Genomic DNA, 22,471 nt, shown 5'->3' with positions numbered 1-22,471 from the left:
ACCACCTCGGACTCAAGGTTGTCGGCGGGTCGGATCCTCGGTTCCGTGGTACAGCAGCGCCCACATCCGCAGCTCCTCGGGCGACGCCGGGCTCTCGCTGGGCAACAGTTCCGGGTGGTAGGGCGGGGACGTATCCTGCGGCGGCAGGGCGTAGTAGATCGACCCGGCAAGCGTCAGGCCGCTCATGATCCAGCTGCCGAGGCCGCGGACACACTGGCGCAGCAGCCGGCCAACCGACGACGGGCTCACCAGCCCACCACCTGACGGCTGCGGAAGAGCTTGCCGGTCGGCGCGCCGTCGTCCATCTCGGCCACCCACGCGACGTCCAAGGCCGCCTCCTCCGGGGTCACCTCGGCCCGCGGCATCATCCGGGTCCGCACCCGGCCGGGGTTCACGGCGTTGACGAGTACGCCGGTCCCCCGGGTTTCCTCGGCCAGCATCACGGTGAGCGCGTTGAGCGCCACCTTCGACACCGAGTAGCAGGGTGTGCCGGGGAAGATCCCGTTGGTGAACGTCGAGGTGCCGCTCGAGACGATCACCACCCGGCCCCAGCCACGGGCGGTCATGCCGGGCAGGAACGCCTGGATGACCCGCCACGCGCCGAGGGTGTTCACCGCGAGGTGCCGCTGGACCAGGTCCAACGACACCGTCGACGGTTGCATGCCGGCGTCGCAGAGCGCGCCGGCGTTGCTGACCAGAATGTCCACCGGCCCGACCTGGTCGCGCGCGGCGTCGACCGACTCGGCACTCAGGACGTCGAGCTCGGCCGGCTCCGCCGGTGGGCCCAGTTCGGCCGTCACCCGGCGCGCGTCGTCGCCGTTGCGCGCGGTGACCACCACCCGGTGACCCGCGGCCACCAGCCGGGCCGCGACCGCCAAGCCGAGCCCGCGGTTGGCCCCCGTTACCAACGCAGTACGCCTCGCCACAACCCACCATCCGCACGCCGCTCGCGCGGACCGTCCCCTGATTGGCCGGCCCGATGCCCGACACGAGGGTGCCGCAGGCGGCTCGAGGGTCGCTGAAGCCGGGAGCCTCGCCTGCGCCGCGCTCGAACCGCTCTCAAAGCCAGTTCGAGGTGCCGGGTGAATGGTGGGCGTCCGGAGGAGTCGAAGGGTGGCGCTCATGACCGGACCATTGCCAACCACACCCGCCGCGACGCCGCTCGCACCATCGCAGCAGCTGTGGCGGAACCCGTGGTTCACCAACCTCTTCGTGGCCGAGTTGTGGGAACGGGTCGGCTTCTACGGCATCCAGGCGATTCTCGTCCTGTACGCGGTGGCGCCCACCGACAACGGCGGCATGGGCCTGTCGTCCGGCTCGGCGGCTGCGTTGTTCGGTGCCTACCTCGGGGTGACGTTCATGCTCGCCCTCCCCGGCGGCTGGATCGCCGACCGGGTGCTGGGGCAGCAGCGCGCGCTCGTGGTCGGACTCGCGTTCATCGCGGCGGGTTGCCTGAGCCTCGCCGTTTCCGGCCCGGTGTTCGCGATCATCGGCCTGCTCTGCATCGCCTGCGGGTTCGGTCTGTTCAAACCGAACCACCAGGCGCTGATCAACATGCTGGCGGGGCCGGCCGGGCGCCGCGAGGCCACGATCGCCGCGTTCTTCGTCGGCATCCAGGGCACCGCGCTGGTCGCGCCGCTGGTCATCGGCTTCCTGGGCGAACGGGTGAGCTGGCGGGTCGGCTTCGCGACCCTCGGGATCGTCGTCGGCATCGGTGTGGTGACGACCGCGCGCGGCCTGCGGTCCTACGGTCGCGCCGGCGCCGGTCCGGCCCGGCCGCTGGCCCCTTCGCAGGGCCGCCGGGTCGCACGCCGGGTCGGCCTGCTCGTCGCCGCCGTGGTCGTGCTGGTCGTGGTGGGTCTGATCGGCGGGTTCCTGAACCCGCAGATCGCTCTGATGGTCGTCGGGCTGACGCTGATCTCCGCGCCGTGGGGCGCCTACGTCAAGCTACGCCGCGATCCGGGGCTCACCGCCGATGACCGGTGGCGACTGTCGATCATGCTCCGCCTGGTGCTGGCCGCGACGATCTTCTGGCTGCTCGCCGGTCAGGACGGTTCGGTGCTGACGCTGTTCGCCAAGGACTCGACCGACCGGACCGTCCTCGGCTTCACCTTCCCGGCGAGTTGGCTGCAGGCGGCGACGCCGTTGTTCATGCTCGTGCTCGCGCCGCTGTTCGCCTGGCAACTGCCGCGTCTGGGCGCCCGCTACAGCGTCCCGATGAAGTTCGCGTTCGCCCTGGTCGTCGTCGCGGTGAGCTTTCTGGTGATGGCGGTGGCCGCGGGAGCCGCCGCGGACGGCACGAAGGTGTCGCCGCTGTGGTTGCTCGCCGTCTACCTGATGCACGCCTGCGCCGAGATCGTGATCGCGGCGGTGAGCATCAGTTCGATGGCCGACCTGGTGCCATCGGCGTACCTCGGTCAGGGTCTCGGCCTCTACTGGCTCTTCGCCGCGCTGGGCGGTGGCCTGGCCAGTCAGGTCTCCGCGCTCGTCGACGTGCTTCCGGGGCCGGTCTACTTCGTGTCGCTCGCGGTGGTCGCCCTGGCCGTCGCCGCTGCCTTCGTCGCCGGCCGGCGTGGGCTCGCCGCACCCTTCGCGACCGCCAGGGGGGCCGGCGAGCCGGCCGACGGCACGCCGTACTGAACCCGGCCGGCCCGCCTCCATCGGCCTTCCAACGACATTCGAAACCCACCATGCACCTTTGACCCGAGGGTCGCCCAGCCCACTCGGGCCTCCCGCCGAGAGGAGACCGACGTGCACCGGACATTGATCGTCGCCCGGATGGATCCGGCCAACGCGGAGGCGGTGGCGAACATCTTCGCCGAGTCCGACGCGAGCGACCTGCCTCACCTGGTCGGCGTAACACGGCGCACCCTGTTCCGCTTCCACGAGCTCTACTTCCACCTCGTGGAGGCCGACGAGGACATCACCCCCAACCTGTACAAAGCCCGCAGCCACCCGCTCTACCAGGACATCAACTCCCGGCTCGCCGAGCAGGTCCGGCCGTACGACCCGGGGTGGAAAGAGCCCAAGGACGCAATGGCCTCGCCGTTCTACGTCTGGGACCACAATCTGGGGGTCAGCCGTGGCTGAGCTGCGAAAGGTCAAGGCGGACGACGTGGTCGCCAACCGCCGGCGCGGCGGGGACATCCGGGTGCTGTTGAGCCCGAAGACGGTCGCCTCCACCTCCGGCTTCATGGGCACGCTCACGCTGCAACCCGGCGAGTTCGTCTCAGAGCACTACCACCCGTACTCGGAAGAGTTCCTGTATGTCGTGAGTGGACGGATACTGGCGGTCGTCGAACAGGAGCAGAAGCTGACCCTGACCGCCGGCGAAGCGCTGATGATTCCGATCGGACTCCGGCACCGGGTGTCGTGCGAGGGCCCGGAGCCGGCGTTCTGCGTCTTCCATCTCAGCCCGCTGGCGCCCCGGCCGGATCTCGGACACGTCGACACGGAGGCGCTGCCCAACGCGACGGAGCCGGTGCCGGACGTCGGGCACACGTCGTGACCCCCAGCGGTCGCCGGGTCGTCGTCACCGGCATCGGGGTCGTCGCGCCCGGCGGCATCGGCGTCAAGGCGTTCTGGTCGTTGCTGACCGCCGGGCGCACCGCCACCCGCACCATCACGTTCTTCGATCCCGCTCCGTTCCGGTCCCGGATCGCCGCCGAGTGCGACTTCTCCCCGTTGGCCGAAGGCCTCAGCCCGCAACAGGTCCGGCGGATGGACCGTGCGGCGCAGTTCGCCGTGGTCGCCGCGCGGGAGGCCTGGATCGACAGTGGACTGGAGTCCGGCGACCTGGCGCCGGAGCGGCTCGGCGTGAGCATCGGCAGCGCCGTCGGCTGCACGATGGGCCTGGAGGAGGAGTACGTCGTCCTCAGCGACGGTGGCCAGGAATGGCTGGTGGACCCCGAATACCGGGTCCCGCAGCTGTACGGCTACATGGTGCCGACCACCATGGCCGTCGAGGTCGCCTGGGACCGGGGCGCGCAGGGACCGGTCGGACTGATTTCTACGGGCTGCACGGCCGGACTCGACGCGGTGGGCCACGCCGCGCAGCTCATCCGCGAAGGCTCGGCGGACGTCGTGGTCGCCGGCGCGACGGACGCGCCGATCTCGCCGATCACCGTCGCCTGTTTCGACGCCATCAAGGCGACCTCGCCGAACAACGGGGACCCCGGGCACGCCTCACGCCCGTTCGACCTCGACCGGGACGGATTCGTGCTGGGCGAGGGTTCGGCGGTGCTGATCCTCGAGGAGTACGAGTTCGCACGGCGCCGCGGCGGACGGGTCTACGCCGAGATCGCCGGTTTCGCCAGTCGTAGCAACGCGTTCCACATGACCGGCCTCAAGCCCGACGGACGCGAGATGGCGGAGGCGATCCGGGCGGCGATGGCGCAGGGCGGTGTCGCGCCGGAGGACATCGACTACATCAACGCACACGGCTCGGGCACCAAACAGAACGACCGCCACGAAACCGCCGCGTTCAAGCGCAGCCTCGGCGAGCGCGCGTACCAGGTGCCGGTCAGCTCGATCAAGTCGATGGTCGGGCACTCGCTGGGCGCGATCGGCTCGATCGAACTCGCGGCGTGCATGCTCGCGCTCGACAACCAGGTGGTGCCGCCCACCGCGAACCTGCACACGCCCGACCCCGAGTGCGACCTGGACTACACCCCGTTGGTGGCCAGAGCACACTCGATGGACACGGTGCTCAGCGTCGGCAGCGGCTTCGGTGGTTTCCAGTCGGCGATGCTGCTGACCCGTCGGGCGGGGGCGTGATGACCGCCGGCACCGCCACGGCGGCTCCCGTGGTGACCGGCGTCGGCATCGTCGCGCCCAACGGGCTCGGCACCGAGGCGTACTGGTCCGCGACGCTCGCCGGGCGCAGCGGAATCGGGCCGCTCACCCGGTTCGACCCCGGTCGGTACCCCAGCCGGCTGGCCGGCGAGGTGCGCGACTTCGACGCCGCCCAGCAGGTGCCGAGTCGACTGGCACCGCAGACCGATCGCTGGACCCACCTCGGTCTGGCGGCCGCGGCGATGGCGATCGACGACGCCGGAATCGAGCCGGCCGGTCTGCCGGAGTACGAGATGGCGGTGGTGACGGCCAGTTCGTCCGGCGGGACCGAGTTCGGCCAGCGCGAGATCGAACGGCTCTGGTCACGCGGGCCGCAGTTCGTCGGCGCGTACCAGTCGATCGCCTGGTTCTACGCGGCGACGACCGGGCAGATCTCGATCCGGCACGGCATGCGCGGACCGTGCGGGGTGATCTGCTCCGAGCAGGCCGGCGGGCTCGACGCGATCGGCCATGCCCGGCGCCTGATCCGCGACAACGCCCGGTTGGTGGTCACCGGCGGCACCGACGCCTCACTGTGCCCTTACGGACTGACCGCGCAGTTGTCCACCGGCCGGATCAGCGAGCGTGCCGACCCGGATCGGGCCTACCTGCCCTTCGACGCCGACGCCTGCGGTTACGTGCCGGGTGAGGGAGGCGCGATCCTTCTTCTGGAGCGGGCCGGCGCCGCGTCGGGGCGTCAGGCGCGCGGATACGGCTCCGTCGCCGGATACGCCGCCACATTTGATCCGCCGCCTGACTCGGGCGGGCAGCCGGGACTTCGCCGGGCGGCGGAACTGGCGCTGGCCGACGCCGGCGTCGCGCCGCACGACGTGGACGTGGTCTTCGCCGACGCGGCGGGCGTGCCCGAACTCGATCGGCAGGAGGCGGCGGCGATCACCGCGCTGTTCGGCGCGCGCGCCGTGCCGGTCACGGCGCCGAAGACGATGACCGGCCGGCTGTACGGCGGTGGGGCGGCGCTCGACGCCGCCACGGCCCTGTTGGCGATCCACCACTCGGTGATTCCGCCGACCACGGCGGTGCGCCAGTTGGCGGACGGCTGCGACCTCGACCTCGTACTGGGCGAGCCCAGGTTCCAGGCGGTGAAGTGCGCACTGGTGCTGGCGCGCGGCTGGGGCGGCTTCAACTCGGCGCTGGTACTCAAGGCGGTTGACCCGACACCGGATGGAGGAAGTGATGGACAAGATCAATCTTGACGACGTACGCCGGCTGCTGCGCGAGTGTGCGGGCGTCGACGACGCCGTCGACCTAGATGACGACATCGCGCATCGTGAGTTCACCGACCTGGGATACGACTCACTCGCCGTGCTGGAGGTGACCGCCCGCATCCAACAGGAATACGGCGTGAAGGTCCCCGAGGACGACGCGCACCTCCTGACGACGCCGATCAAGCTCGTCGAATTCGTCAACACCCGGGCGGTGACGGCGTAACCATGTCCGCACACACCGAGAACGCAGTCGTCATCAGCGCGCCGATGGAGCTGGTCTGGACGATGACCAACGACCTGGAGTCATGGACCGAACTGTTCAGCGAGTATGCGGCCGTGGAGATCCTCGAACGTCGCGAACAGACGGTCCGGTTCCGGCTCACGATGCACCCCGACGCCGCCGGAAACGCGTGGAGCTGGGTCTCCGAGCGGACCCCGGACCCGCAGACCCGCACGGTCCGTGCCTACCGCGTGGAACCCGGCTGGTTCAAGTACATGAACCTGTTCTGGGAGTACCGCGAGGTCGACGAGGGCGTGGAGATGCGCTGGGTCCAGGACTTCGAGATGAAGCCGGCCGCGCCACTGGACGACACCGCCATGGCCAACAACATCAACCGCAACAGCGTGGTGCAGATGGAGCGGATCCAGGGCCTGGTCGAGAAGGCGGCGGCGGAGTTCTCGTCCGGCACCGAGAGGTGAACCACCGTGGAACAGGGGCTCGTGCCGCTGATGCTGCTGGCGAACGGGATCGCCTCCGGCGTGATGGTCTCCACGGTGATCGGCCTGGCACCGATGAGCCTGGCGGTGCCGTACGAGACCTACGTGCGCACCATCCAGTTCCTCTGGAAGCGGTACGACCCGTTGATGCCCATCCTGAACGCGCTGGCCTGCGTTCTCGCCCTGCTACTCGCGTTCACCGCCACCGAGACCGTGGCCCGGCTGCTCTTCGGCGCCGGGGGCGTACTCCTCCTCGTGGTGATGGCGATCTCGGTCGTCAAGAACGTGCCCATCAACCGCTACGTGATGTCACTGGATCCGGGGGCGCGGCCGGCCGACTGGACGGCCGTCGACCCGCGGGTGCGGTGGCGGAACTGGAACCTGGTTCGCACCTCGCTGGCTCTGGTGGCGCTCGGCGCGAACCTCACCGGTGCCGGGACGCTGCTGTGAACGCGGCGGACGGACGGCGCCCGACCTCGACACCGTCGGTTCGCAGGAGGGAACAGGTATGAGCGTCGCTGGCAAGAAGATTCTGGTGACCGGTGGTACGCGTGGCATCGGCCGGGAGGTCGTCCGCTCCTTCGCGCTGGCCGGCGCGGAGGTGATCACCTGCTACCGCACCGAGGGCCCCGCGGTCGACACGCTCGTCGAGGAGCTCAAGGAGATCGACGGCGATCACAGCGTGGTGCGCGCCGACGTCACCAGCGCCGAAGACGTGGCGGCGCTCGTGGAGCAGTGCCGGGTCCGGTTCGGTCGCCTCGACGCGGTGGTGAACAACGCCGGCGTGATCAGCCACGTGCCGTTCGCGGACCTGCCGATCGACGAGTTCCGGCGGGTCATCGACAGCAACCTGACCGCCGCCGCGCGGGTCATCCAGGCGGCGCTGCCGCTGCTCGGCGAGGGTGCCTCGATCATCAACGTCGGATCCCGCGTGGCGACCGTCGGTATTCCGCTGCGGGCGCACTACACGGCCGCGAAGGCCGGGCTGACCGGCCTGACCCGCTCGCTGGCGAAGGAACTGGGGCCTCGGGGCATCCGGATCAACGTCGTAGCGCCGGGGCCGGTCGAGACCGAAACCGCGACGCCGCCGGCGGTGCTGGAGCGTTACCAGCGGCTCATCCCGCTCGGCCGGCTCGGCCGCGGCAGTGAGATAGCCGCCGTCGTGGTCTTTCTCGCCAGCGACCTGGCCAGCTTCGTCAACGGCGAGACCATCAACGTCGACGGAGGTATCTGATGTCGGGCGCGAACGGACCGAACGACGCTGAGGGCATCCCGTTCCGGGTGTTGCTGCGGATGGAGATCCACCCCGGGATGGAGCACGAGTTCGAGCAGACCTGGCACCGGGTCGGCAGCGCGATCGTCACCCATCCGGCCAACCTCGGCCACTGGCTGTCCCGCGGCGCCGAGGACAAGTCGGTGTACTACGTGGTCAGCGACTGGGTCGACGAGGCGCGGTTCCGCGAGTTCGAGAAGAGCGAGGCGCACGTCAAGCATCGCGAGCAACTGCACCCGTACCGCTCGAAGGGTTCGATGACCACGATGCGGGTGATCTACGGGATGACCGGCGCGGCATCGCGATGAGCGCGCGGGTACGGGTTCTCCTCTACGCCGTCGCACCGGACGGCGAGGCGGTCACGGCCACCTACCACCGGGTCTCGACGGAGCTCGCCGGCACCGCCGGCCTGCTCGGCAACGAACTGCTCCGCTCGGTCTACGAGCCGGAACGGTTCATCGTGATCAGCGAGTGGGAGAGCCTCGACGCGTTTCGCGCGTGGGAGCGCGGCTCCGCGCACCGCGCCACCACGGCGCCGTTGCGGGACTTCCACGACACGTCGCGGGGCAGCGCGTTCGGCCTCTACGAGGTGACGGCGGCGTACCGCGGCGACGACGTTCCACTCCAGCGCTCCTCGAGCACCTGACAACCCTGGTTCGCGACGATAGCAACGCCGACCACCCGGAGATCGGACGGATGAGGTCATGAACGGGCAACTCCCACTCGCAGGAAAACGTGTGCTCATCACCGGCGGCACCCGGGGCATCGGCCGCCGCACCGCCCTGGCCTGCGCAGGCGCGGGCGCCCAGCTGGTGGTGTGCTTTCGCCACGACGAGGAAAGCGCCGACGAACTGCGGCGCGAGCTGGACAAGGAGGGCGGCCCGCACCGGGTGGTCCGGGCCGACATCACCAGCCCAATCGATGTGGACGATTTGATCGAGGAGTGCCGCGACGCCTTGGGTGGCCTGGACGGCGTGGTCAACAACGCCGGCGTCGACGGTCACGCACCGATCGAGAAGCTCACCCCCGAGGAGTGGGCGCGGGTCCTCGACGCCAACCTGACCGGCGCCTTCCTGGTGAGCCAGGGGGCGCTCAAGCGCCTCACCGACAACGGGTCCATCGTCAACATCGGTGCTTCCGTCGCGTTGCGCGGCCGACCGGGCGGGGCACACTACGCCGCGTCCAAAGCCGCGCTGCTGGGACTGACCCGGTCGCTGTCGAAAGAGGTCGGCCGCCGCGGCATCCGGGTCAACACCGTGGCGCCGGGCGTCATCGAGACCGGGCCCGACGACGGCCCGCCGCCCGAGATGGTCGAACGCATCAAGGCGATGACCGCGCTCGGGCGCCTTGGCACGGCCGAGGACGTGGCGGCGGCGGTGCTGTTCCTGGTCAGCGATGCATCGAGGTACGTCACCGGTACGACGCTCAACGTCGATGGAGGAATGTAGTGCCTTACGCCGCGATCACCTATCACGTACAGCCGGGCCACGAAGACGAGATCGCCGAGATCTTCGCCAACTTCCGCCGGGTCGACACGCCCGTCATGCGCGACGACGACGGCAACGAAGTGGGCAAGTTGCTGGGCACCGCGGTTTTCATCAAGGACGACGTGATGGTCCGGATGATCCACTACTCTGGCGACTTCCGCGCGATCGGCCGCCACATGGCTACCCAGCGGGGCGTGCACCTCCTCGAGGAGAAGCTGGCCCCCTACCTCGCGATACCGCGCGACTCGCGTACCCCGGAAGGGTTTCAGCGGTACTTCCGCGACGCCACGATGCGGTGCATCTCACAACTGTCCATCGACACACACGTCGCCGAGGACCGGGTGCCGTGAGCGTCCCCCGGCTGGCGGTCATCGGGCTGGGCAACATGGGCGGTGGGATGGCCCGCCGCCTGCTCGGCGCCGGCTTCCCGATCGCCGTACACAACCGCACCCGGGCCAAGGCGGAGCCGCTGCGCAGTGCCGGCGCGACCGTGCTGGAAACGCCGACCGAGGCCGCCAGAGCAGCCGACGTGGTGCTGCTGAGCCTGAGCGACGAAGCGGCGGTGGATCAGATCCTGTTCGGCCAGCTGCTGGAGCACCTGCGGCCGGACACGATCGTGATCGACACCTCCACCGTGTCGCCCGCGTACGCCCGCGAGGCCGACGCCCGGCTACGGTCGCGCGGAATCCGCCGGGTCGAAGCGTGCGTGGTCGGCAACCCGCCCATGGCGCTCGCCGGCCAACTGCGTGTCTTCACCGCCGGCGAGGAGGGCGACGCGCACGAGGTGCGTGACGTCCTGGCCGCGATCGCACAGGAGATCCGGCACCTGGGCCCGGCCGGCCAGGCGAGCATGCTGAAGTTGGCGTTCAACCTGCTGCTCGGCGCGCAGACCGCCGCGCTGGCGGAGGCGGTCGCCTTCTGCGAGCAGCGTGGCCTCGACCGGGACCTGGTTCTCGCCGCGATCATGAACAGTGGCTGGCGATCGCCGGTGCTGCAGTTCCGGGCCGACTTCATGCGCAACCGCCGATACGACCCGGCTGGCTTCCGGGCCAGCCTGATGGCGAAGGATCTCGACCTCATCACCACGGAGGCAGCGCTGGGCGATCTGCGACTTCCGCTGACGGAAACAGCCGGTCGGCTGTTCCACGAGGCTGCGGAGCGTGGGCTCGGCGAGCAGGACGCCGCCGTCGTGGCGGAGATCGTGGCACCGGCGTCGCCGGTGCGGTCCACCGGAGACGTCGTGGTCGCTCCGGTCAACTGAGCATTGGCAGGAGGGGTCATGATGGAGGTCGGCATCGGTCTGCCGTCCACAGTGCCCGGTGTGACCGGCGCACGGTTGCTGGAGTGGGCCCGCCGCGCCGAGGAGACCGGCTTCGCCAGTCTGAGCGTGCTGGACCGCCTCGCGTACGACAACTACGAGCCGCTCATCACGCTCGCGGCGGCGGCCGCGGCGACCGAACGGATCCGGCTCACCACCACCGTGCTCCTCGGCGGATACCGGTCCAACGGCATCGCGGTGCTCGCCAAGCAGCTGGCCACGCTGGCCCATATCTCCGGCGGACGCCTCGTGCTCGGCGTGGGGGCGGGCGACCGCGCCGACGACTTCGAAGCGAACGGGGTGCCGTTCAGGGTGCGGGGCCGACGCCTCGATGCCCTGCTCACCGAGATGTCGCGGCTGTGGAACGGCGAGACGGCGTTGGGCCCGCGACCGCCGGGCGGTACGGTGCCGGTGCTGGTGGGCGGCCACTCGCCGTACGCGATGCACCGGGCGGCGACATACGGCAGCGGCTGGATCGCGGGCGGCAGCTCCGCGACCCCCTACCCGGAGCTGGTCCGCCGGCTGCACGCGATCTGGGCCCAGCACGGCCGCGACGATCGGCCCCGCCTGGTGAGCCTCGGTTACGCCTGCTTCGGGCCGGACGCGAGAGCCGAAGCCGAGGCGTACCTCAAGCCGTACTACGCGCACGCCGGTCCGCACGGCGCCCGGGTCCTGGCCGGCGTGCTGACCGAGCCGGCACAGCTGCGCGACCACCTCGCCAAGCTCGCCGAGTCGGGCTGTGACGAGACGATCCTGTTGCCCTGCACCACCGATCCCGCTCAGGTCGAGCTCATCGCCAAAGCGATCGGCTGACATGTCCGCCGCCGAACTGCTCGGCCTGACGGTGATCATCGGTAGCGGGCTGACCGCCGGTGTGCTGTTCGCCGTAGCGCTCAGCGTGGTGCCGGCGCTGCGCACCATGCCCCCGAGCACCTACGTGTACGTGCACCAGCGGATCGGTCGGCACTGGGATCCCACCATGCCGCTGATCGTGCTCGGCTCCACGGTCGTCGACCTGGTGCTCGCGTTCGTCGTGGCCGAACCGGCGGCCCGGCTCGGGTTCGTCGTCGCGGCCGTGCTGCTGCTCGCCGTCTCGGTTGTCTCGCACTTCTGCAACGTGCCGCTCAACCGGACGGTCAAGGTGCTCGACCCGGAGTCGATCCCGGTCGACTGGGAGGACCCGCGCCCGATCTGGCGGCGCTGGCACCTGCTGCGGACCGGGCTCGCAGTTCTCGCCCTCGCGGTCAACGCCTTCATGGTCATCCTGTTGCTCTGACGGCATGCGGCCCACCTGGCGCACCTCGTGGACCGCCGGGGCGGGTCTGGTCACCCCCCGTTCCAGACCCGCCCCGGTGCCGTCAGATCGACCGTTGGTAGCTGCGGAAAGCGCGGGCCGACAGGTAAGCGAGAACGCCGGCGAAGAGCGCGAGGTAGAGCATCCGGGTGCCGATGAGCGCCCAGTCCACATCGGCCTCGATCGTCTGCCGGCCGATCTCGACCGCCCAGTTGACCGGGTTGAAGCGGGCCGCCGCCTGCATCCAGCCCGGCATCAACGTCTCCGGGAGGAACATCGCTGACAGGAACGACAGCGGCAGGAGCAGGAAGTTGACCGCGGCGACCACCGACTCGTCGCGACGTACCAGCAGCGCGATGAGGTTCGACAGCGCCGCGAACGCCGCGCCCAGCACCACCGCGCCGAGCAGGAACACCAGCATGACCCCCAAGCCGCCCTCGAACCGGGCGCCGACCGCGAAGCCGAGCCCGATGATGATGACCGCCTGGATGATGGTGATCACCGCCTGGTAGCCGAGGCCGCCGGCGATCAGCGCGGCACGGCTGGCCGGCGAGACCAGGAACCGGTCCATGATGCCGCGGTCCATGTCCTGGATGTAGGTCATCCCACTCCAGCCGTTGGCGAACACGGCGGTCATCACCACGATGCCCGGCGTGAGGTAGGCGATGTAGGAGGCACCGGTGAAGCCGGGCAGGTCGGCGACCCGCTTGAACAACTCGCCGAACAGCAGCAGCCAGACGATCGGCTGAACCAGGGTGACCGCGATCCAGTACGGCTGGCGGGCGAGCGCGCGCAGGTGGCGGACGCTGATCTGCCGGGAGTTGGCGAGCGCGACGGTCATCGGGGAACCTCGTTTCCGGTGTTGTGGAAAGCGCGGCCGGTGTAGCGGAGGTAGACGTCGTCGAGGGAAGGCCGGGAAACGGTAGCGGCCGCGACCGTGGCGCCCGCGGCCGTCAGCGCGGCCAACGTCGCCGGCAGCGCGGTGGCACCGTTGCCCACCCGGGCACGCAGGACGCGCCCGTCGATCTTGATCTCGCTCATCGCGTCGTCCTGATCGGACAGCACCCGGTTGACCAGTTCCGCGTTCGGTGGCTCGGCGAACTCGAACTGCACCGTGTCGCCGCGCAGCTCGCCCTTGAGCTCCTCCGAGGTGCCCTCCACGACGACCTTGCCCGCGTCGACGATCGCGATCCGGTCGGCCAACCGGTCCGCCTCGTCGAGATAGTGGGTGGTCAGCAGGACGGTCAGCCCCTCGTCGGTGGCCAGCCGGGAGATCTCCTGCCATATCTCCGCCCGGGCCTCCGGATCGAGCCCGATGGTGGGTTCGTCGAGGAACAGCACCGACGGCCGGTGGAGCAGGCCCATCCCCACGTGCAGCTTGCGCTGCATGCCGCCGGAGTACGTCCGGACCAGCCGCCCGCCCTCGGCGGTGAGGTGGAACTGGTCCAGCAACTCGGCGACCCGCTGCTTGAGCGGGGCACCGCGCAGGCCGTAGAGCTGGCCCTGCAGGGTGAGGTTCTCGACGCCGGTCGCCTCCGGGTCGACGGCCGACTTCTGCGACACGTAGCCGATCGCGCGCCGGACCTTGTTCGGCTGACGCCCGACGTCGTGCCCGGCGACGGTCGCCCGGCCGGAGTCCGCGCGACTCAGCGTCGTGAGGATCTTCACGGTCGTCGACTTGCCTGCCCCGTTGGGTCCGAGCAGCGAGAAGATTCCCCCGGCGGGCACGGAGAAGGTCAACCCCTGCAGGGCGCGGACCTCACCGTACGACTTGACGAGGTCCTCGGCCTCGATGGCGAACCCGCCAGTGCTTTTCTGCTCCACGGAGCGTGCAGGCGCTTGGTGGATCGTCACGGTTCTCCATTCCTCTCGGGCTCGTCGCCCGCGAGGGGATTCCCGGGGCCGTCACCACAAGATTTCTCGGGCACACTGGCGTGAACTGAGAATGTGCGCGTGGACTCCGGTAGGCGCCGCGCCGTCAGCCGACTTCGGCCTGCGCAGCACCGTAGGGCAGCGGCATAACGTCGCTGACCGCGCTGTTCGCCGGCGCCGTTGCCAGCAACTCGTGCACCCGGGTCCACCATTCGGTGCCTTCCAGGGCGCCGGACTCGATGTCGTCGGCCAAGCCGGCGGAGAACTCCAGCTCGGCCCGGCGCAGCGCGATCCGGTATTCCCCTTCGATCGCGAACAGCCGCGCCCGCGATCGCTCCCTCGCGAGCCGACACCCCTCCTCCAGCCGGACGATCTCCTGCTCCAGCTGCTGGCACCGGGCACGGAGCAGGACCACCACATCGGACGGCGGTATCACCGGCATGAGGGACAGGCCGGCCTCGAACTGGGTGAACTCCTTCGCCGGCTTGCTGAGCAGCTCGGTGAGCCACTCGACGAGCTTCTGCCGGCCGGCGACGGTGATCCGGTACACGGTCCGCTCCGGCCGCCGACCCTCGCGCGACACTTCCTGCGCATCGATCAACTCCCGTTGCTGCAGGGTGTCGACGACGGTGTAGAGCGATCCGTAGTTGAGCTTGATGCTCTCGTCCGTGCCCCGCTCGCGAAGCGTCGTGGCCATCTCGTATGGATGCATCGGCCGCTCCGCGAGGCAGGCGAGGACGGCCAGGGCCAGCGGGTTGGTCAGCTTGGACGGCGGCATGGGTGTGGTGCTCCTCTAGGCGAATACTTTACACCGAGTACTCTACGTCGGAGAGTCAACGGCCACCAGCTACGTAGACCACGTCACCGGTGACGTTGCCGTTGGCCCAGGACCCGAAGAAGCACACCACGCGGGCGACCTCCTCCGGCGTGGAGAACCGCAGGTGCGGCAACTTCCGGTCGAGGATTTCACGCGCCCGGGCGGGTCCGGCGTGACGCACCTCCGCGGCGAGGTCGTCGGGCAGTTGCTCGCGCAGGAGGCGGTCGGTGACGGTGGGGCCTGGGGCGACGACGTTGCACAGGATGCCGTCGGTGACCAGTTCGGTGGCGAGTGTCCGGCTGAGCCCATGGATCGCGCTCTTCGCGGCGACGTATCCCTCGTTGCCCGCCCGGCCGTGCCGGACCAGGCTCGCCGAGAGCAGCACGATCCGGCCGCCGCCGCGCTCTTTCATGGTCGGCAGCACGTCCCGCACGGTGTGGAACTGCCCCTCGACCTCGTGCAGCTCCGTCCGCCACTTCTCTATCGGTACCTGCTGGAACGGGACGCCGTGCCGACCGGGCGCGCCGGCGGTAGAGGCACACGCGACGAGCACGTCGATTCCGCCCCAGTCGGTGATCACCTGCGAGACCGCGGCGCGGATCGACACGGGATCGGTCAGGTCGTACCGCACGACCATGGCCGTACCGCCGCCGCCTTCGATGTCGGCCGCGACCTTCTCCGCCGCGTCGCGCCCGTCGCGGTACGTCAGTGCCACGCGGGCGCCCTCTTCGCCGAGCATCCGGGCGGTCGTCGCGCCGATGCCGCCGCTGCCGCCGGTGAGGAACACGACCTTTCCGTTCAGCCCCAGATCCATCCGGTCCTCCGTCGTACGCCGCCCAAGTTGCGCCCATGCTGAGCCAACGGATTGGACGAGTCCTCGAGTCACAAGCAACACCGGAAGGGTTGAGCGGGTCTCCAACCGGCCACGACGCGGCATTGCCAACCTTCATGGCGGTATCGAGTTCTCGTCGCTTTCGGATTGGGTCGCCCATGAGTTTCGAGGAAACCTTCGCCCCCGTCCCGATCTGCGCCGGTGCCCCACAGGTGGGTCCACCGGAGGTCCAAGCCGTGATGGATCTCGGCTGGGCATGGTGGGGCAGCGGCGTCGTCCGTGCCGCCGCGATGTTGCGGATCGCCGACGCGGTCGGTGACGAACCAGCCGACGTCGCCGACATCGCCGAACAGGTCGGCGTCGACCGCGACGCACTCGCCCGGCTGATGCGCGCGCTCGTCGCGTACCGGATCTTCCGCCAGACGGCGCCCGGCCGCTACGAACACACCGCCGGATCCCGCGCCCTGCGCTCCGACCACCCGTCAAGGGTGCTGGACATCATGCTCACCGGCTCCACCTGGAGCTGGGAGATGTGGAACCTGCTGCCCGAGTCGGTGCGCACCGGCGAGGCGGCGTTCCAGAAGCGCTACGGCAAGGATCTCATCCGGTTCTTCGCCGAGGACGATCCCGAAGCCGGAAAGCTCACGCACCGCGGATATTCCGCCCAGGCGGGGGCGCTCAACCCGAAGCTCGTCGACGCCCTCGACGTCACGGGCGTGCGCACCGTGGTCGACGTGGGCGGCGGGTTCGGCACCCTGCTGCGCGCGGTGCTCGAGCGACACCCGCAGCTCAACGGCGTGCTCTACGACACCGAGAACATCCTCGCCAACGCCGACCCGGTGCTGCGCGAGGGCCCGATCGCCGCCCGCTGCCGCCGGGTCGCCGGCGACTGCACCGACTCGGTGCCGGCCGACGCCGACCTCTACCTGTTCCGCCAGGTCCTGCACATGTGGGACGACGACACGTGTGTACGGGTGCTGAGCAACTGTGCGAAGGCGGGCCAGCCCAACGGTCGGGTGGTGTTGTACGAGCACCTCGTCTCGGACCCGCCGGAGAACCCGTTCGACGCCCTGATGGACCTGCACATGCTGCTGGTCATGGGCGGGCGCGAACGGAGCCAGCAGGAGTACGCCGACCTGTTCGAGCGAGCCGGCCTCCGCTTCAAGGCGGTCACCCCCACCGGCACACCGTTGCGCATCGTCGAGGCGGTCATCCCGGCCTGAGTCACCCGACATCGTCCAGGAGGTCCAGGAAACATGAACGAAAACGTCGCCGTGCAGCCGGACGCGAGCAAGATCGTCGAGCTGGGCATGGCATTCTGCGGGTCGAAGGTAATGCTCAGCGCGGTCGAACTCGGGCTGTTCACCGTGCTGCACGAGGGTGCGCAGACGGAAGAACAGCTGCGGAGGCGCCTCGAACTGCACGGGCGCGGCGTCCGCGACTTCCTCAACGCGCTCGTACGGATGGGCCTGCTCGCGCACACCGGCGAGTCGTTCGCCAACACGGAACTGTCCGACCGCTACCTCGTCCGTGGCGCGTCGACCTACATGGGCAGCTTCCTCGACCGGGCCAACCGGGTCCTCTACGGAGCGTGGGGCAACTTCACCGACGCGCTGCGCACCGGCGAGGCCCAACTCGACCAGGTACGCGCGCGCGGCAACATGTTCAGCAACCTGTACGAGAACCCGGACGCGATGCGTGACTTCCTCGCGATGATGGACGGGCTCAACAGCATCCTCGGTCCCCTGCTGGCCCGGGCCTTCGACTGGTCCGGCCACCGGTCCGTGGTCGACATCGGCGGCGCGCGCGGCAACCTGGTGGCGTCCCTGATCAAGGCGCACCCGCACCTCGAGGCGACGGTCTTCGACCTCCCGCCGGTCGAGGCCGCGTTCACCGAGCACATGGCTGCGATCGGCTTGGCCGACCGCACCACATTCCGCGGCGGGGACTTCTTCTCCGACCCCCTTCCCGAGGGTGATGTGCTGATCATCGGTCACGTTCTGGAGGACTGGAACAACGAACAGCGCCAATTGCTGCTGAAGAATGCCTATGCGGCGGTACGACCTGGCGGCGCACTGCTGGTTTACGATCCGATGCTCGACGACGAGCTGAGCGGCCTGACGAACCTGCTGACCAGCCTCACCATGCTGGTGGCGACGCGCGGCGGTGGCGAATACACCTCGGTCGACTGCCAGCGCTGGCTGCGCGAGGCCGGTTTCCAGGACACCTCGGCCGCCGCGCTCGGCAGCAGCGACATCCTCGTGGTCGGACGCAAACAGCGCTAAGTGGAATCAGTGCGGTGGGAACCCCCGGCTCCCGGGGGTTGCCGCCGTATATAACATTGACCGTGACCGTAGCCGCGACGTCGTTGACCGCCGCCAATCGCCTGACGGGATCGGAAACCTCATCACATGTACGGAACACTGCTCCAGGTTGACTTCCAGGTTTCGATCTTTCTCTTTCTCGTCTGGCTGGCCACCACCGTCGCGACCAGGTTGCTGACCACCCGATCGACGCAGAGACGAATGCGCAGGTGGGCCCGAATAAGCCTGGTGCTGGCCGCGGTCGGGCTGCTGCTGACCGCGGCCCGGTGGGTGTTCACAGCAGTGCTGGCGAGCAGTTTCGGTTGGCAGATCATCGCCGACCGCAAACTCCTCACCGTCGTTCTCGCCACGGTTCCGGCGATCGTCGTCGCGCTGTTCACCGTGCCCCGGCTGTTGCGCATGGCGCGGACGGCGGCGCCGGACTCCGCACCGTCGGCGGAGGCACGGGCCGCAGCGACGTCACTGTGGACCCTGGTGCCCGTACGGGTGGCGTTGGTCGGCACGGCTCTCGGCCTCTTCGAGGTGTTTCTGCCCCCGGCCCGGCTCGGTCCCGTGTTCCTGCTGACGGTCAGCGTGCTGCTCGTGCTGGCCGTCACGCTCCTGTGGTGGGCACACCGACGGCGCGCGGCCGGCGTGCCCCGTGCACCGCGCGGCCGGCGGATCGCCGTGCGGGCCGCGGTCACGGCCGTCGTCCTGGCGGCCGGCGCCGCGGTGTTCGTCACGTCGATGCGCGCCAGCGCGTTCCCCGACACCTACAACATGATGCAGGGCGTCACCGAGTTCGGCGGTGGTTCCACCTTCCCGCAGACCCATGAAGGCGGCATCAGCGTCGAGACGCTCACGGGCCCGCGGGACCGCCAGCCGGACCGGTCGTTCACGCTCACCGCCCAGGCGGCCAAGGTTCCGCTCACCTCGGGGGCGACGGTCGAGGCGTGGACGTTCAACGGTCAGGTGCCGGGGCCCGAGCTGCGGGTTCGCGAAGGCGAACTGGTGGAGATCAAGCTCGTCAACAACATTCCCTCGGTGCCGGTCACCATCCACTGGCACGGCGTCGACGTGCCCAACGCCGAAGACGGCGTTCCGGGCATGACGCAGAACGCGGTGCGCACCGGCCAGACGCACACCTACCGGTTCGTCGCCGACGAGGTCGGCACCCGGTGGTACCACTCGCACCAACTAGCGTCGGAGCAGGTGGGACGCGGACTGTTCGGTGCACTGGTCATCGAGCCCCGCACGGTGCAGCGGCCGGTGGACGAGGACATCGCCGTTCCGTTCCACATCTGGGATGCGTCCAGCGGCGCCCGGCGGGCCTTCGGCGCGGCGGATGCACTCGAACGCCGGCAGATGGAGGCCGGCCGGCGGGTGCGGCTGCGCCTGATCAACACCAGCAACAAGCCGGCGACCTTCACGCTGACCGGCACGCCATACCGCGTCACCGCGCTCGACGGCACCGACGTCAACGGGCCCACCGAGGTGAACGGTTATCAGCTGCCTTTGAGCGCGGCGGGCCGTTACGACCTCGAGTTCGTGATGCCGTCACGACCGGTGCGCCTGGCCGAGCTGGGCGACGTCTCCCACGGCCTGCTCCTCCAACCGGACGGCGCCGGCGACGTCGCGCCCGACACCGAGGGACCGGTCTTCGATCCGACGGCGTACGGCAGCGCCAGCGACACACCGTTCAACGCCTCAAGTTCTTTCGACCGGACGTTCAACCTGGTGCTCGACGACTGGCTGGGTTTCTACAACGGCAAGTTCGCGCTGCGGCAGACGGTCAACGGGCGGGTCTTCCCGAACGCGCCGGTCCACATGGTCCGCGAAGGTGACCTGGTGAAGATGCGCTTCGTCAACCGTGGCACCGAGAACCACCCGATGCACCTCCACGGCCATCACATGCTCGTGCTGTCGCGCAACGGTCAGCCGGTCACCGGAAGCCCCATGGTGATGGACACGCTCAACGTCGCGCCGGGTGAGGCGTGGGAGGTCGGCTTCCGCGCCGACAACCCGGGACTGTGGATGGACCACTGCCACGACTTCGTGCACACCCAGCTCGGCATGGTGCTGCACCTCGCCTACGAGGGCGTCAGCACGCCGTACATGCTCGGGGAGCACGCGCACAACCATCCGGAGTGAACGGACGGTGCGGGCGTCAGTTCGGCTTGCCGCGTTCCGGAACGGCGCCCGCCATGCTGTTCGGTTGTCCGCTCGGCGACGCGATGAGGAACGCGGCGGCGGCCTTGTTGACCGCGTCGATGCGCGAGACGGCGCCGAGCTTGACGAAGATGTTGCGGAGGTGACGCTTGATGGTCGCCTCCGACACCCGCAGGTGCGAGGCGATCTGGACGTTGCTCAGGGCAAACGAGACGAGCTCCAGAACCTCCAGCTCGCGCGGTGACAGCAGATTCTCGTTGCGACTGGCTATGCGCGGGAAGGACTGTTGCGAAAGCAGTAACAAAATGTTGTCGTTCTGCACACATGTCTCGTGTATGGCAGAAATGAGCAGTGACCAGCCGACACTCTTCACGAGATAGGCCCTGATGCCGATCAACACCAGCACACCCAGGAGGTGCGGATTGTCGTTCGTCGTCAGCACGACGATCCGCGATTTCGGCGACATCTCACGGATCTTGCGCACGGTCGGCGTGACCCGGTCCTGCCACATGTCGATATCGAACAGCACCACGTCGGGTTGTTGCAGAGCCACCTCGGAGATCGCGCTGTCGCTGTCGCCGGCCTCGCCCACGACGCGCAGCGACGCCTGCGCCTCGAGCACGGCCCGCATGCCTTTGCGGACGAGCGCGTACCCGTCGACCAGCACAACCGTCTTCGCGACGTCGTGCGCCGGGACGGCACGCTTATCGGCCGGGCCCGAACCCCGATGTCCATCCGCCCGGGCATGGCCCGGCGTCTCCCCCATCGCCATTGCGTCCCCCCGCATCATCTGCGTGATTCGATATCATAGATCAGCGGAAGCCGCTGGGGCGGCGACGTAGGGTCACGCTCGGCCGGAGATGGCAAGCTCCGGGTCCGGAATCGGTCCCTTTCGGACCGAGCTGCGACGATACACCTCTGGCAGCGTGTCGGGTTCATCGCATGCGCAAGCGCGTACCCGTGCGGCAGATAGTGAGTCAGCTATCCACCGGTCGCCAGGCGATCGGCACCTCGACCGGGCGCGGGAAAGCCACGTGTACGTTCCACGTGATCTGTGCTTCCGGCAGGGTCAACCGCAGCTCCGGCAAGCGGTTGAGCAGGCCGTCGAGCGCGATCTCAAGCTCCATCCGGCCGAGCGGCATGCCGATGCAGTGGTGGATGCCGTAGCCGAATGCGATGTGTGGATTCGGTGCCCGGGTCGGGTCGAAGCCGTCCGCCGAAGCGAAGACGGACTCGTCCCGGTTGGCCGAATTGATCATCGGCAGCACGGCGTCACCAGCGTGAATCATGACGCCGGCGATCTCGACGGTCTCGGTGGCGATCCGTAGCGCCCCCAGTCCTCCGCCCGCCTGCGACCGGCGAAGGCACTCGTCGACGGCCGTGGTCAGCAGACTCGGGTTCTCACGTAGCCGGTGCCGCTCCTCGGGCCAGCGCATCAGGGCGAGCACGGCGTGCACGATCTGCGCGGTCGTGGCGTGGTATCCCGCTCCCAGCAGCGTGTATCCGAAGGCCAGCAGTTCCTCGGTGGTGAGCCGGTCGCCCTGGTCCTGCGCCAGGACGAGGGCGGTCAGCAGATCGTCGGCCGGTTGCGCCCGCTTCGCCTCGATGAGGGTGAGCAGATAGTCGCTGAGCTGCCGCCGTGCGTCCAGGACCTGTTGCTCGGCGCTGCGGTGGAAGCTGAGCATGACGTCGGTCCACTCGCGGAACTGCGGAACATCCGCTTCCGGGACACCGAGGATCGCGCAGATCACGGCGATCGGCAGCGGCTGGGCGTACGCGGAGATGAGGTCGGCCGACGACCCGTCCTTCACCATCGCGGTCAGCAGGTCGTCGGAAATGCGCTGGACGGTCGGCCGCAGTCCTTCCATCGCACGCAGCCCGAACGCCTTGGCCACCAGGCCGCGCAACCGGGTGTGCTCGGGTGGGTCCATGACGAAGATGGACTTCGAACCCTTGGCGATCGGCAGGACTCTCGGTGCGCCGGGCGCGGTGATGGCTTCCCTGCTGAACCGCCGGTCGGCGAGCACCTTCCGCACGTCCTCGTATCGGGTGACCAGCCAGGCGAGGTCGCCCGAGGGCAGGGTCACCCGCGCGACCGGCTCCTCTTGGCGCAGCTTCGCGTATTCGGCCGGTGGCTCGAGCGCATCGGCCGAGACGAACGGAAATGCGGGTGGCACGCTGTCGACAGACAAGGTCGCCTCCTCGTTGCAGGCCGGATGGCGGCCGCGCCCAGGTGAGTCACTGCGGCCAGGCCCCAGCCTCTCAACCCCGCCTCGAGGTAGGCCGAAGATCCGCTCGATACAGGCAACCGGCGGGCGACGCACGCGCGC

At 69.3% G+C, this 22,471-nt stretch carries 27 protein-coding genes; 19 read left to right on the top strand and 8 right to left on the bottom strand.

Annotated elements, in window-relative coordinates; translation table 11 throughout:
* Positions 1–12 precede the first annotated feature (12 nt).
* Both Air01nite_RS12720 and Air01nite_RS12715 read right to left on the bottom strand, forming a co-directional pair.
* Positions 13–249 (bottom strand): DUF6059 family protein, encoded by a 237-nt coding sequence (locus Air01nite_RS12720; protein WP_203702222.1) that lies wholly within the window; start codon positions 247–249, stop codon positions 13–15.
* Positions 246–926: an SDR family NAD(P)-dependent oxidoreductase gene (locus Air01nite_RS12715; RefSeq protein WP_239090670.1), complete on the bottom strand. Its 681-nt coding sequence runs from the start codon at positions 924–926 to the stop codon at positions 246–248. The genes Air01nite_RS12720 and Air01nite_RS12715 overlap by 4 nt, the downstream gene beginning before the upstream one ends.
* 196 nt (positions 927–1,122) lie before the next feature.
* On the opposite strand from Air01nite_RS12715, the gene Air01nite_RS12710 reads away from it, so the two are divergent.
* The 16 genes from Air01nite_RS12710 (at position 1,123) to Air01nite_RS12635 (ending at position 12,130) form a co-directional block, all read left to right on the top strand.
* On the top strand, positions 1,123–2,640 hold the full coding sequence (locus Air01nite_RS12710; protein ID WP_203702220.1) for a peptide MFS transporter: 1,518 nt from the start codon (positions 1,123–1,125) through the stop codon (positions 2,638–2,640).
* A 111-nt stretch (positions 2,641–2,751) separates the two neighbouring features.
* Entirely contained in the window at positions 2,752–3,090 is a 339-nt protein-coding gene (locus Air01nite_RS12705; RefSeq protein ID WP_203702219.1) for a TcmI family type II polyketide cyclase, read from the top strand.
* Complete coding sequence (locus tag Air01nite_RS12700) at positions 3,083–3,508, top strand: cupin domain-containing protein (RefSeq protein ID WP_203702218.1); 426 nt, start codon at positions 3,083–3,085, stop codon at positions 3,506–3,508. Before Air01nite_RS12705 ends, Air01nite_RS12700 begins: the two co-directional genes overlap by 8 nt.
* Complete coding sequence (locus Air01nite_RS12695; protein ID WP_203702217.1) at positions 3,505–4,776, top strand: beta-ketoacyl-[acyl-carrier-protein] synthase family protein; 1,272 nt, start codon at positions 3,505–3,507, stop codon at positions 4,774–4,776. The genes Air01nite_RS12700 and Air01nite_RS12695 overlap by 4 nt, the downstream gene beginning before the upstream one ends.
* A complete protein-coding gene (locus tag Air01nite_RS12690) occupies positions 4,776–6,047 on the top strand; it encodes a ketosynthase chain-length factor (RefSeq protein WP_203702216.1) in 1,272 nt (423 codons plus the stop codon). The genes Air01nite_RS12695 and Air01nite_RS12690 overlap by 1 nt, the downstream gene beginning before the upstream one ends.
* Positions 6,028–6,282, top strand: coding sequence for an acyl carrier protein (locus tag Air01nite_RS12685; RefSeq protein ID WP_203702215.1), 255 nt, complete (start codon positions 6,028–6,030; stop codon positions 6,280–6,282). The genes Air01nite_RS12690 and Air01nite_RS12685 overlap by 20 nt, the downstream gene beginning before the upstream one ends.
* A 2-nt stretch (positions 6,283–6,284) precedes the next feature.
* The gene (locus Air01nite_RS12680; RefSeq protein WP_203702214.1) at positions 6,285–6,758 is read left to right on the top strand and encodes an SRPBCC family protein; all 474 of its coding nucleotides are present in this window, start codon (positions 6,285–6,287) and stop codon (positions 6,756–6,758) included.
* A gap of 6 nt (positions 6,759–6,764) precedes the next feature.
* Positions 6,765–7,226 (top strand): anthrone oxygenase family protein, encoded by a 462-nt coding sequence (locus Air01nite_RS12675; RefSeq protein ID WP_203702213.1) that lies wholly within the window; start codon positions 6,765–6,767, stop codon positions 7,224–7,226.
* 58 nt (positions 7,227–7,284) lie between these two features.
* Complete coding sequence (locus Air01nite_RS12670; protein ID WP_203702212.1) at positions 7,285–8,010, top strand: SDR family NAD(P)-dependent oxidoreductase; 726 nt, start codon at positions 7,285–7,287, stop codon at positions 8,008–8,010.
* Complete coding sequence (locus tag Air01nite_RS12665) at positions 8,010–8,357, top strand: antibiotic biosynthesis monooxygenase family protein (protein ID WP_203702211.1); 348 nt, start codon at positions 8,010–8,012, stop codon at positions 8,355–8,357. The genes Air01nite_RS12670 and Air01nite_RS12665 overlap by 1 nt, the downstream gene beginning before the upstream one ends.
* Complete coding sequence (locus Air01nite_RS12660; RefSeq protein ID WP_203702210.1) at positions 8,354–8,695, top strand: antibiotic biosynthesis monooxygenase family protein; 342 nt, start codon at positions 8,354–8,356, stop codon at positions 8,693–8,695. Before Air01nite_RS12665 ends, Air01nite_RS12660 begins: the two co-directional genes overlap by 4 nt.
* Before the next feature lie 58 nt (positions 8,696–8,753).
* Entirely contained in the window at positions 8,754–9,497 is a 744-nt protein-coding gene (locus Air01nite_RS12655; RefSeq protein WP_203702209.1) for an SDR family NAD(P)-dependent oxidoreductase, read from the top strand.
* Complete coding sequence (locus Air01nite_RS12650; protein ID WP_203702208.1) at positions 9,497–9,886, top strand: SchA/CurD-like domain-containing protein; 390 nt, start codon at positions 9,497–9,499, stop codon at positions 9,884–9,886. The genes Air01nite_RS12655 and Air01nite_RS12650 overlap by 1 nt, the downstream gene beginning before the upstream one ends.
* The gene (locus tag Air01nite_RS12645) at positions 9,883–10,797 is read left to right on the top strand and encodes an NAD(P)-dependent oxidoreductase (RefSeq protein ID WP_239090669.1); all 915 of its coding nucleotides are present in this window, start codon (positions 9,883–9,885) and stop codon (positions 10,795–10,797) included. Before Air01nite_RS12650 ends, Air01nite_RS12645 begins: the two co-directional genes overlap by 4 nt.
* A gap of 18 nt (positions 10,798–10,815) precedes the next feature.
* The gene (locus tag Air01nite_RS12640; protein ID WP_239090668.1) at positions 10,816–11,667 is read left to right on the top strand and encodes an LLM class flavin-dependent oxidoreductase; all 852 of its coding nucleotides are present in this window, start codon (positions 10,816–10,818) and stop codon (positions 11,665–11,667) included.
* A gap of 1 nt (position 11,668) precedes the next feature.
* Complete coding sequence (locus tag Air01nite_RS12635; protein ID WP_203702207.1) at positions 11,669–12,130, top strand: anthrone oxygenase family protein; 462 nt, start codon at positions 11,669–11,671, stop codon at positions 12,128–12,130.
* Between the two features lie 82 nt (positions 12,131–12,212).
* On the opposite strand, the gene Air01nite_RS12630 is transcribed toward Air01nite_RS12635, so the two are convergent.
* From Air01nite_RS12630 to Air01nite_RS12615, 4 genes are all read right to left on the bottom strand, one after another.
* The gene (locus Air01nite_RS12630) at positions 12,213–12,989 is read right to left on the bottom strand and encodes an ABC transporter permease (protein ID WP_203702206.1); all 777 of its coding nucleotides are present in this window, start codon (positions 12,987–12,989) and stop codon (positions 12,213–12,215) included.
* Positions 12,986–13,972, bottom strand: coding sequence for an ATP-binding cassette domain-containing protein (locus Air01nite_RS12625; protein WP_203702205.1), 987 nt, complete (start codon positions 13,970–13,972; stop codon positions 12,986–12,988). The genes Air01nite_RS12630 and Air01nite_RS12625 overlap by 4 nt, the downstream gene beginning before the upstream one ends.
* 154 nt (positions 13,973–14,126) lie before the next feature.
* Positions 14,127–14,798, bottom strand: a complete 672-nt coding sequence (locus Air01nite_RS12620) for a PadR family transcriptional regulator (RefSeq protein ID WP_203702204.1) — start codon at positions 14,796–14,798, stop codon at positions 14,127–14,129.
* 55 nt (positions 14,799–14,853) lie between these two features.
* Positions 14,854–15,651, bottom strand: a complete 798-nt coding sequence (locus Air01nite_RS12615; protein WP_203702203.1) for an SDR family NAD(P)-dependent oxidoreductase — start codon at positions 15,649–15,651, stop codon at positions 14,854–14,856.
* Positions 15,652–15,827: 176 nt separating this feature from the next.
* Between Air01nite_RS12615 and Air01nite_RS12610 the strand changes: the two genes are divergently transcribed.
* The 3 genes from Air01nite_RS12610 (at position 15,828) to Air01nite_RS12600 (ending at position 20,123) form a co-directional block, all read left to right on the top strand.
* Positions 15,828–16,892, top strand: a complete 1,065-nt coding sequence (locus Air01nite_RS12610) for a methyltransferase (RefSeq protein WP_203702202.1) — start codon at positions 15,828–15,830, stop codon at positions 16,890–16,892.
* Positions 16,893–16,925: 33 nt separating this feature from the next.
* On the top strand, positions 16,926–17,954 hold the full coding sequence (locus Air01nite_RS12605; RefSeq protein ID WP_203702201.1) for a methyltransferase: 1,029 nt from the start codon (positions 16,926–16,928) through the stop codon (positions 17,952–17,954).
* A 126-nt stretch (positions 17,955–18,080) separates the two neighbouring features.
* A complete protein-coding gene (locus Air01nite_RS12600) occupies positions 18,081–20,123 on the top strand; it encodes a multicopper oxidase family protein (protein WP_203702200.1) in 2,043 nt (680 codons plus the stop codon).
* Positions 20,124–20,139: 16 nt separating this feature from the next.
* Here Air01nite_RS12600 and Air01nite_RS12595 read toward each other — a convergent pair whose 3' ends face one another.
* Positions 20,140–20,931: a response regulator transcription factor gene (locus Air01nite_RS12595; protein WP_203702199.1), complete on the bottom strand. Its 792-nt coding sequence runs from the start codon at positions 20,929–20,931 to the stop codon at positions 20,140–20,142.
* A 187-nt stretch (positions 20,932–21,118) separates the two neighbouring features.
* Positions 21,119–22,333 carry a cytochrome P450 gene (locus Air01nite_RS12590; RefSeq protein ID WP_239090667.1) on the bottom strand — a complete coding sequence of 405 codons (1,215 nt, stop codon included), beginning with the start codon at positions 22,331–22,333 and terminating at the stop codon, positions 21,119–21,121.
* Positions 22,334–22,471 lie beyond the last annotated feature (138 nt).

It is taken from the genome of Asanoa iriomotensis (assembly GCF_016862515.1).
Taxonomy (GTDB): domain Bacteria; phylum Actinomycetota; class Actinomycetes; order Mycobacteriales; family Micromonosporaceae; genus Asanoa; species Asanoa iriomotensis.
Note: the sequence above shows the minus strand (reverse complement) of the source record. Positions and strands in the feature narration are given on the sequence as shown.

What these genes read in the sequence shown, in the direction of transcription:
- Air01nite_RS12710 (WP_203702220.1), top strand. Translation starts at nt 1,123, where the DNA reads ATGACCGGACCATTGCCAACCACACCCGCCGCGACGCCGCTCGCACCA.
- Air01nite_RS12690 (WP_203702216.1), top strand. Translation starts at nt 4,776, where the DNA reads ATGACCGCCGGCACCGCCACGGCGGCTCCCGTGGTGACCGGCGTCGGC.
- Air01nite_RS12685 (WP_203702215.1), top strand. Translation starts at nt 6,028, where the DNA reads ATGGACAAGATCAATCTTGACGACGTACGCCGGCTGCTGCGCGAGTGT.
- Air01nite_RS12680 (WP_203702214.1), top strand. Translation starts at nt 6,285, where the DNA reads ATGTCCGCACACACCGAGAACGCAGTCGTCATCAGCGCGCCGATGGAG.
- Air01nite_RS12670 (WP_203702212.1), top strand. Translation starts at nt 7,285, where the DNA reads ATGAGCGTCGCTGGCAAGAAGATTCTGGTGACCGGTGGTACGCGTGGC.
- Air01nite_RS12665 (WP_203702211.1), top strand. Translation starts at nt 8,010, where the DNA reads ATGTCGGGCGCGAACGGACCGAACGACGCTGAGGGCATCCCGTTCCGG.
- Air01nite_RS12660 (WP_203702210.1), top strand. Translation starts at nt 8,354, where the DNA reads ATGAGCGCGCGGGTACGGGTTCTCCTCTACGCCGTCGCACCGGACGGC.
- Air01nite_RS12655 (WP_203702209.1), top strand. Translation starts at nt 8,754, where the DNA reads ATGAACGGGCAACTCCCACTCGCAGGAAAACGTGTGCTCATCACCGGC.
- Air01nite_RS12640 (WP_239090668.1), top strand. Translation starts at nt 10,816, where the DNA reads ATGATGGAGGTCGGCATCGGTCTGCCGTCCACAGTGCCCGGTGTGACC.
- Air01nite_RS12635 (WP_203702207.1), top strand. Translation starts at nt 11,669, where the DNA reads ATGTCCGCCGCCGAACTGCTCGGCCTGACGGTGATCATCGGTAGCGGG.
- Air01nite_RS12630 (WP_203702206.1), bottom strand. Translation starts at nt 12,989, where the DNA reads ATGACCGTCGCGCTCGCCAACTCCCGGCAGATCAGCGTCCGCCACCTG.
- Air01nite_RS12620 (WP_203702204.1), bottom strand. Translation starts at nt 14,798, where the DNA reads ATGCCGCCGTCCAAGCTGACCAACCCGCTGGCCCTGGCCGTCCTCGCC.
- Air01nite_RS12615 (WP_203702203.1), bottom strand. Translation starts at nt 15,651, where the DNA reads ATGGATCTGGGGCTGAACGGAAAGGTCGTGTTCCTCACCGGCGGCAGC.
- Air01nite_RS12610 (WP_203702202.1), top strand. Translation starts at nt 15,828, where the DNA reads ATGAGTTTCGAGGAAACCTTCGCCCCCGTCCCGATCTGCGCCGGTGCC.
- Air01nite_RS12605 (WP_203702201.1), top strand. Translation starts at nt 16,926, where the DNA reads ATGAACGAAAACGTCGCCGTGCAGCCGGACGCGAGCAAGATCGTCGAG.
- Air01nite_RS12600 (WP_203702200.1), top strand. Translation starts at nt 18,081, where the DNA reads ATGTACGGAACACTGCTCCAGGTTGACTTCCAGGTTTCGATCTTTCTC.
- Air01nite_RS12595 (WP_203702199.1), bottom strand. Translation starts at nt 20,931, where the DNA reads ATGATGCGGGGGGACGCAATGGCGATGGGGGAGACGCCGGGCCATGCC.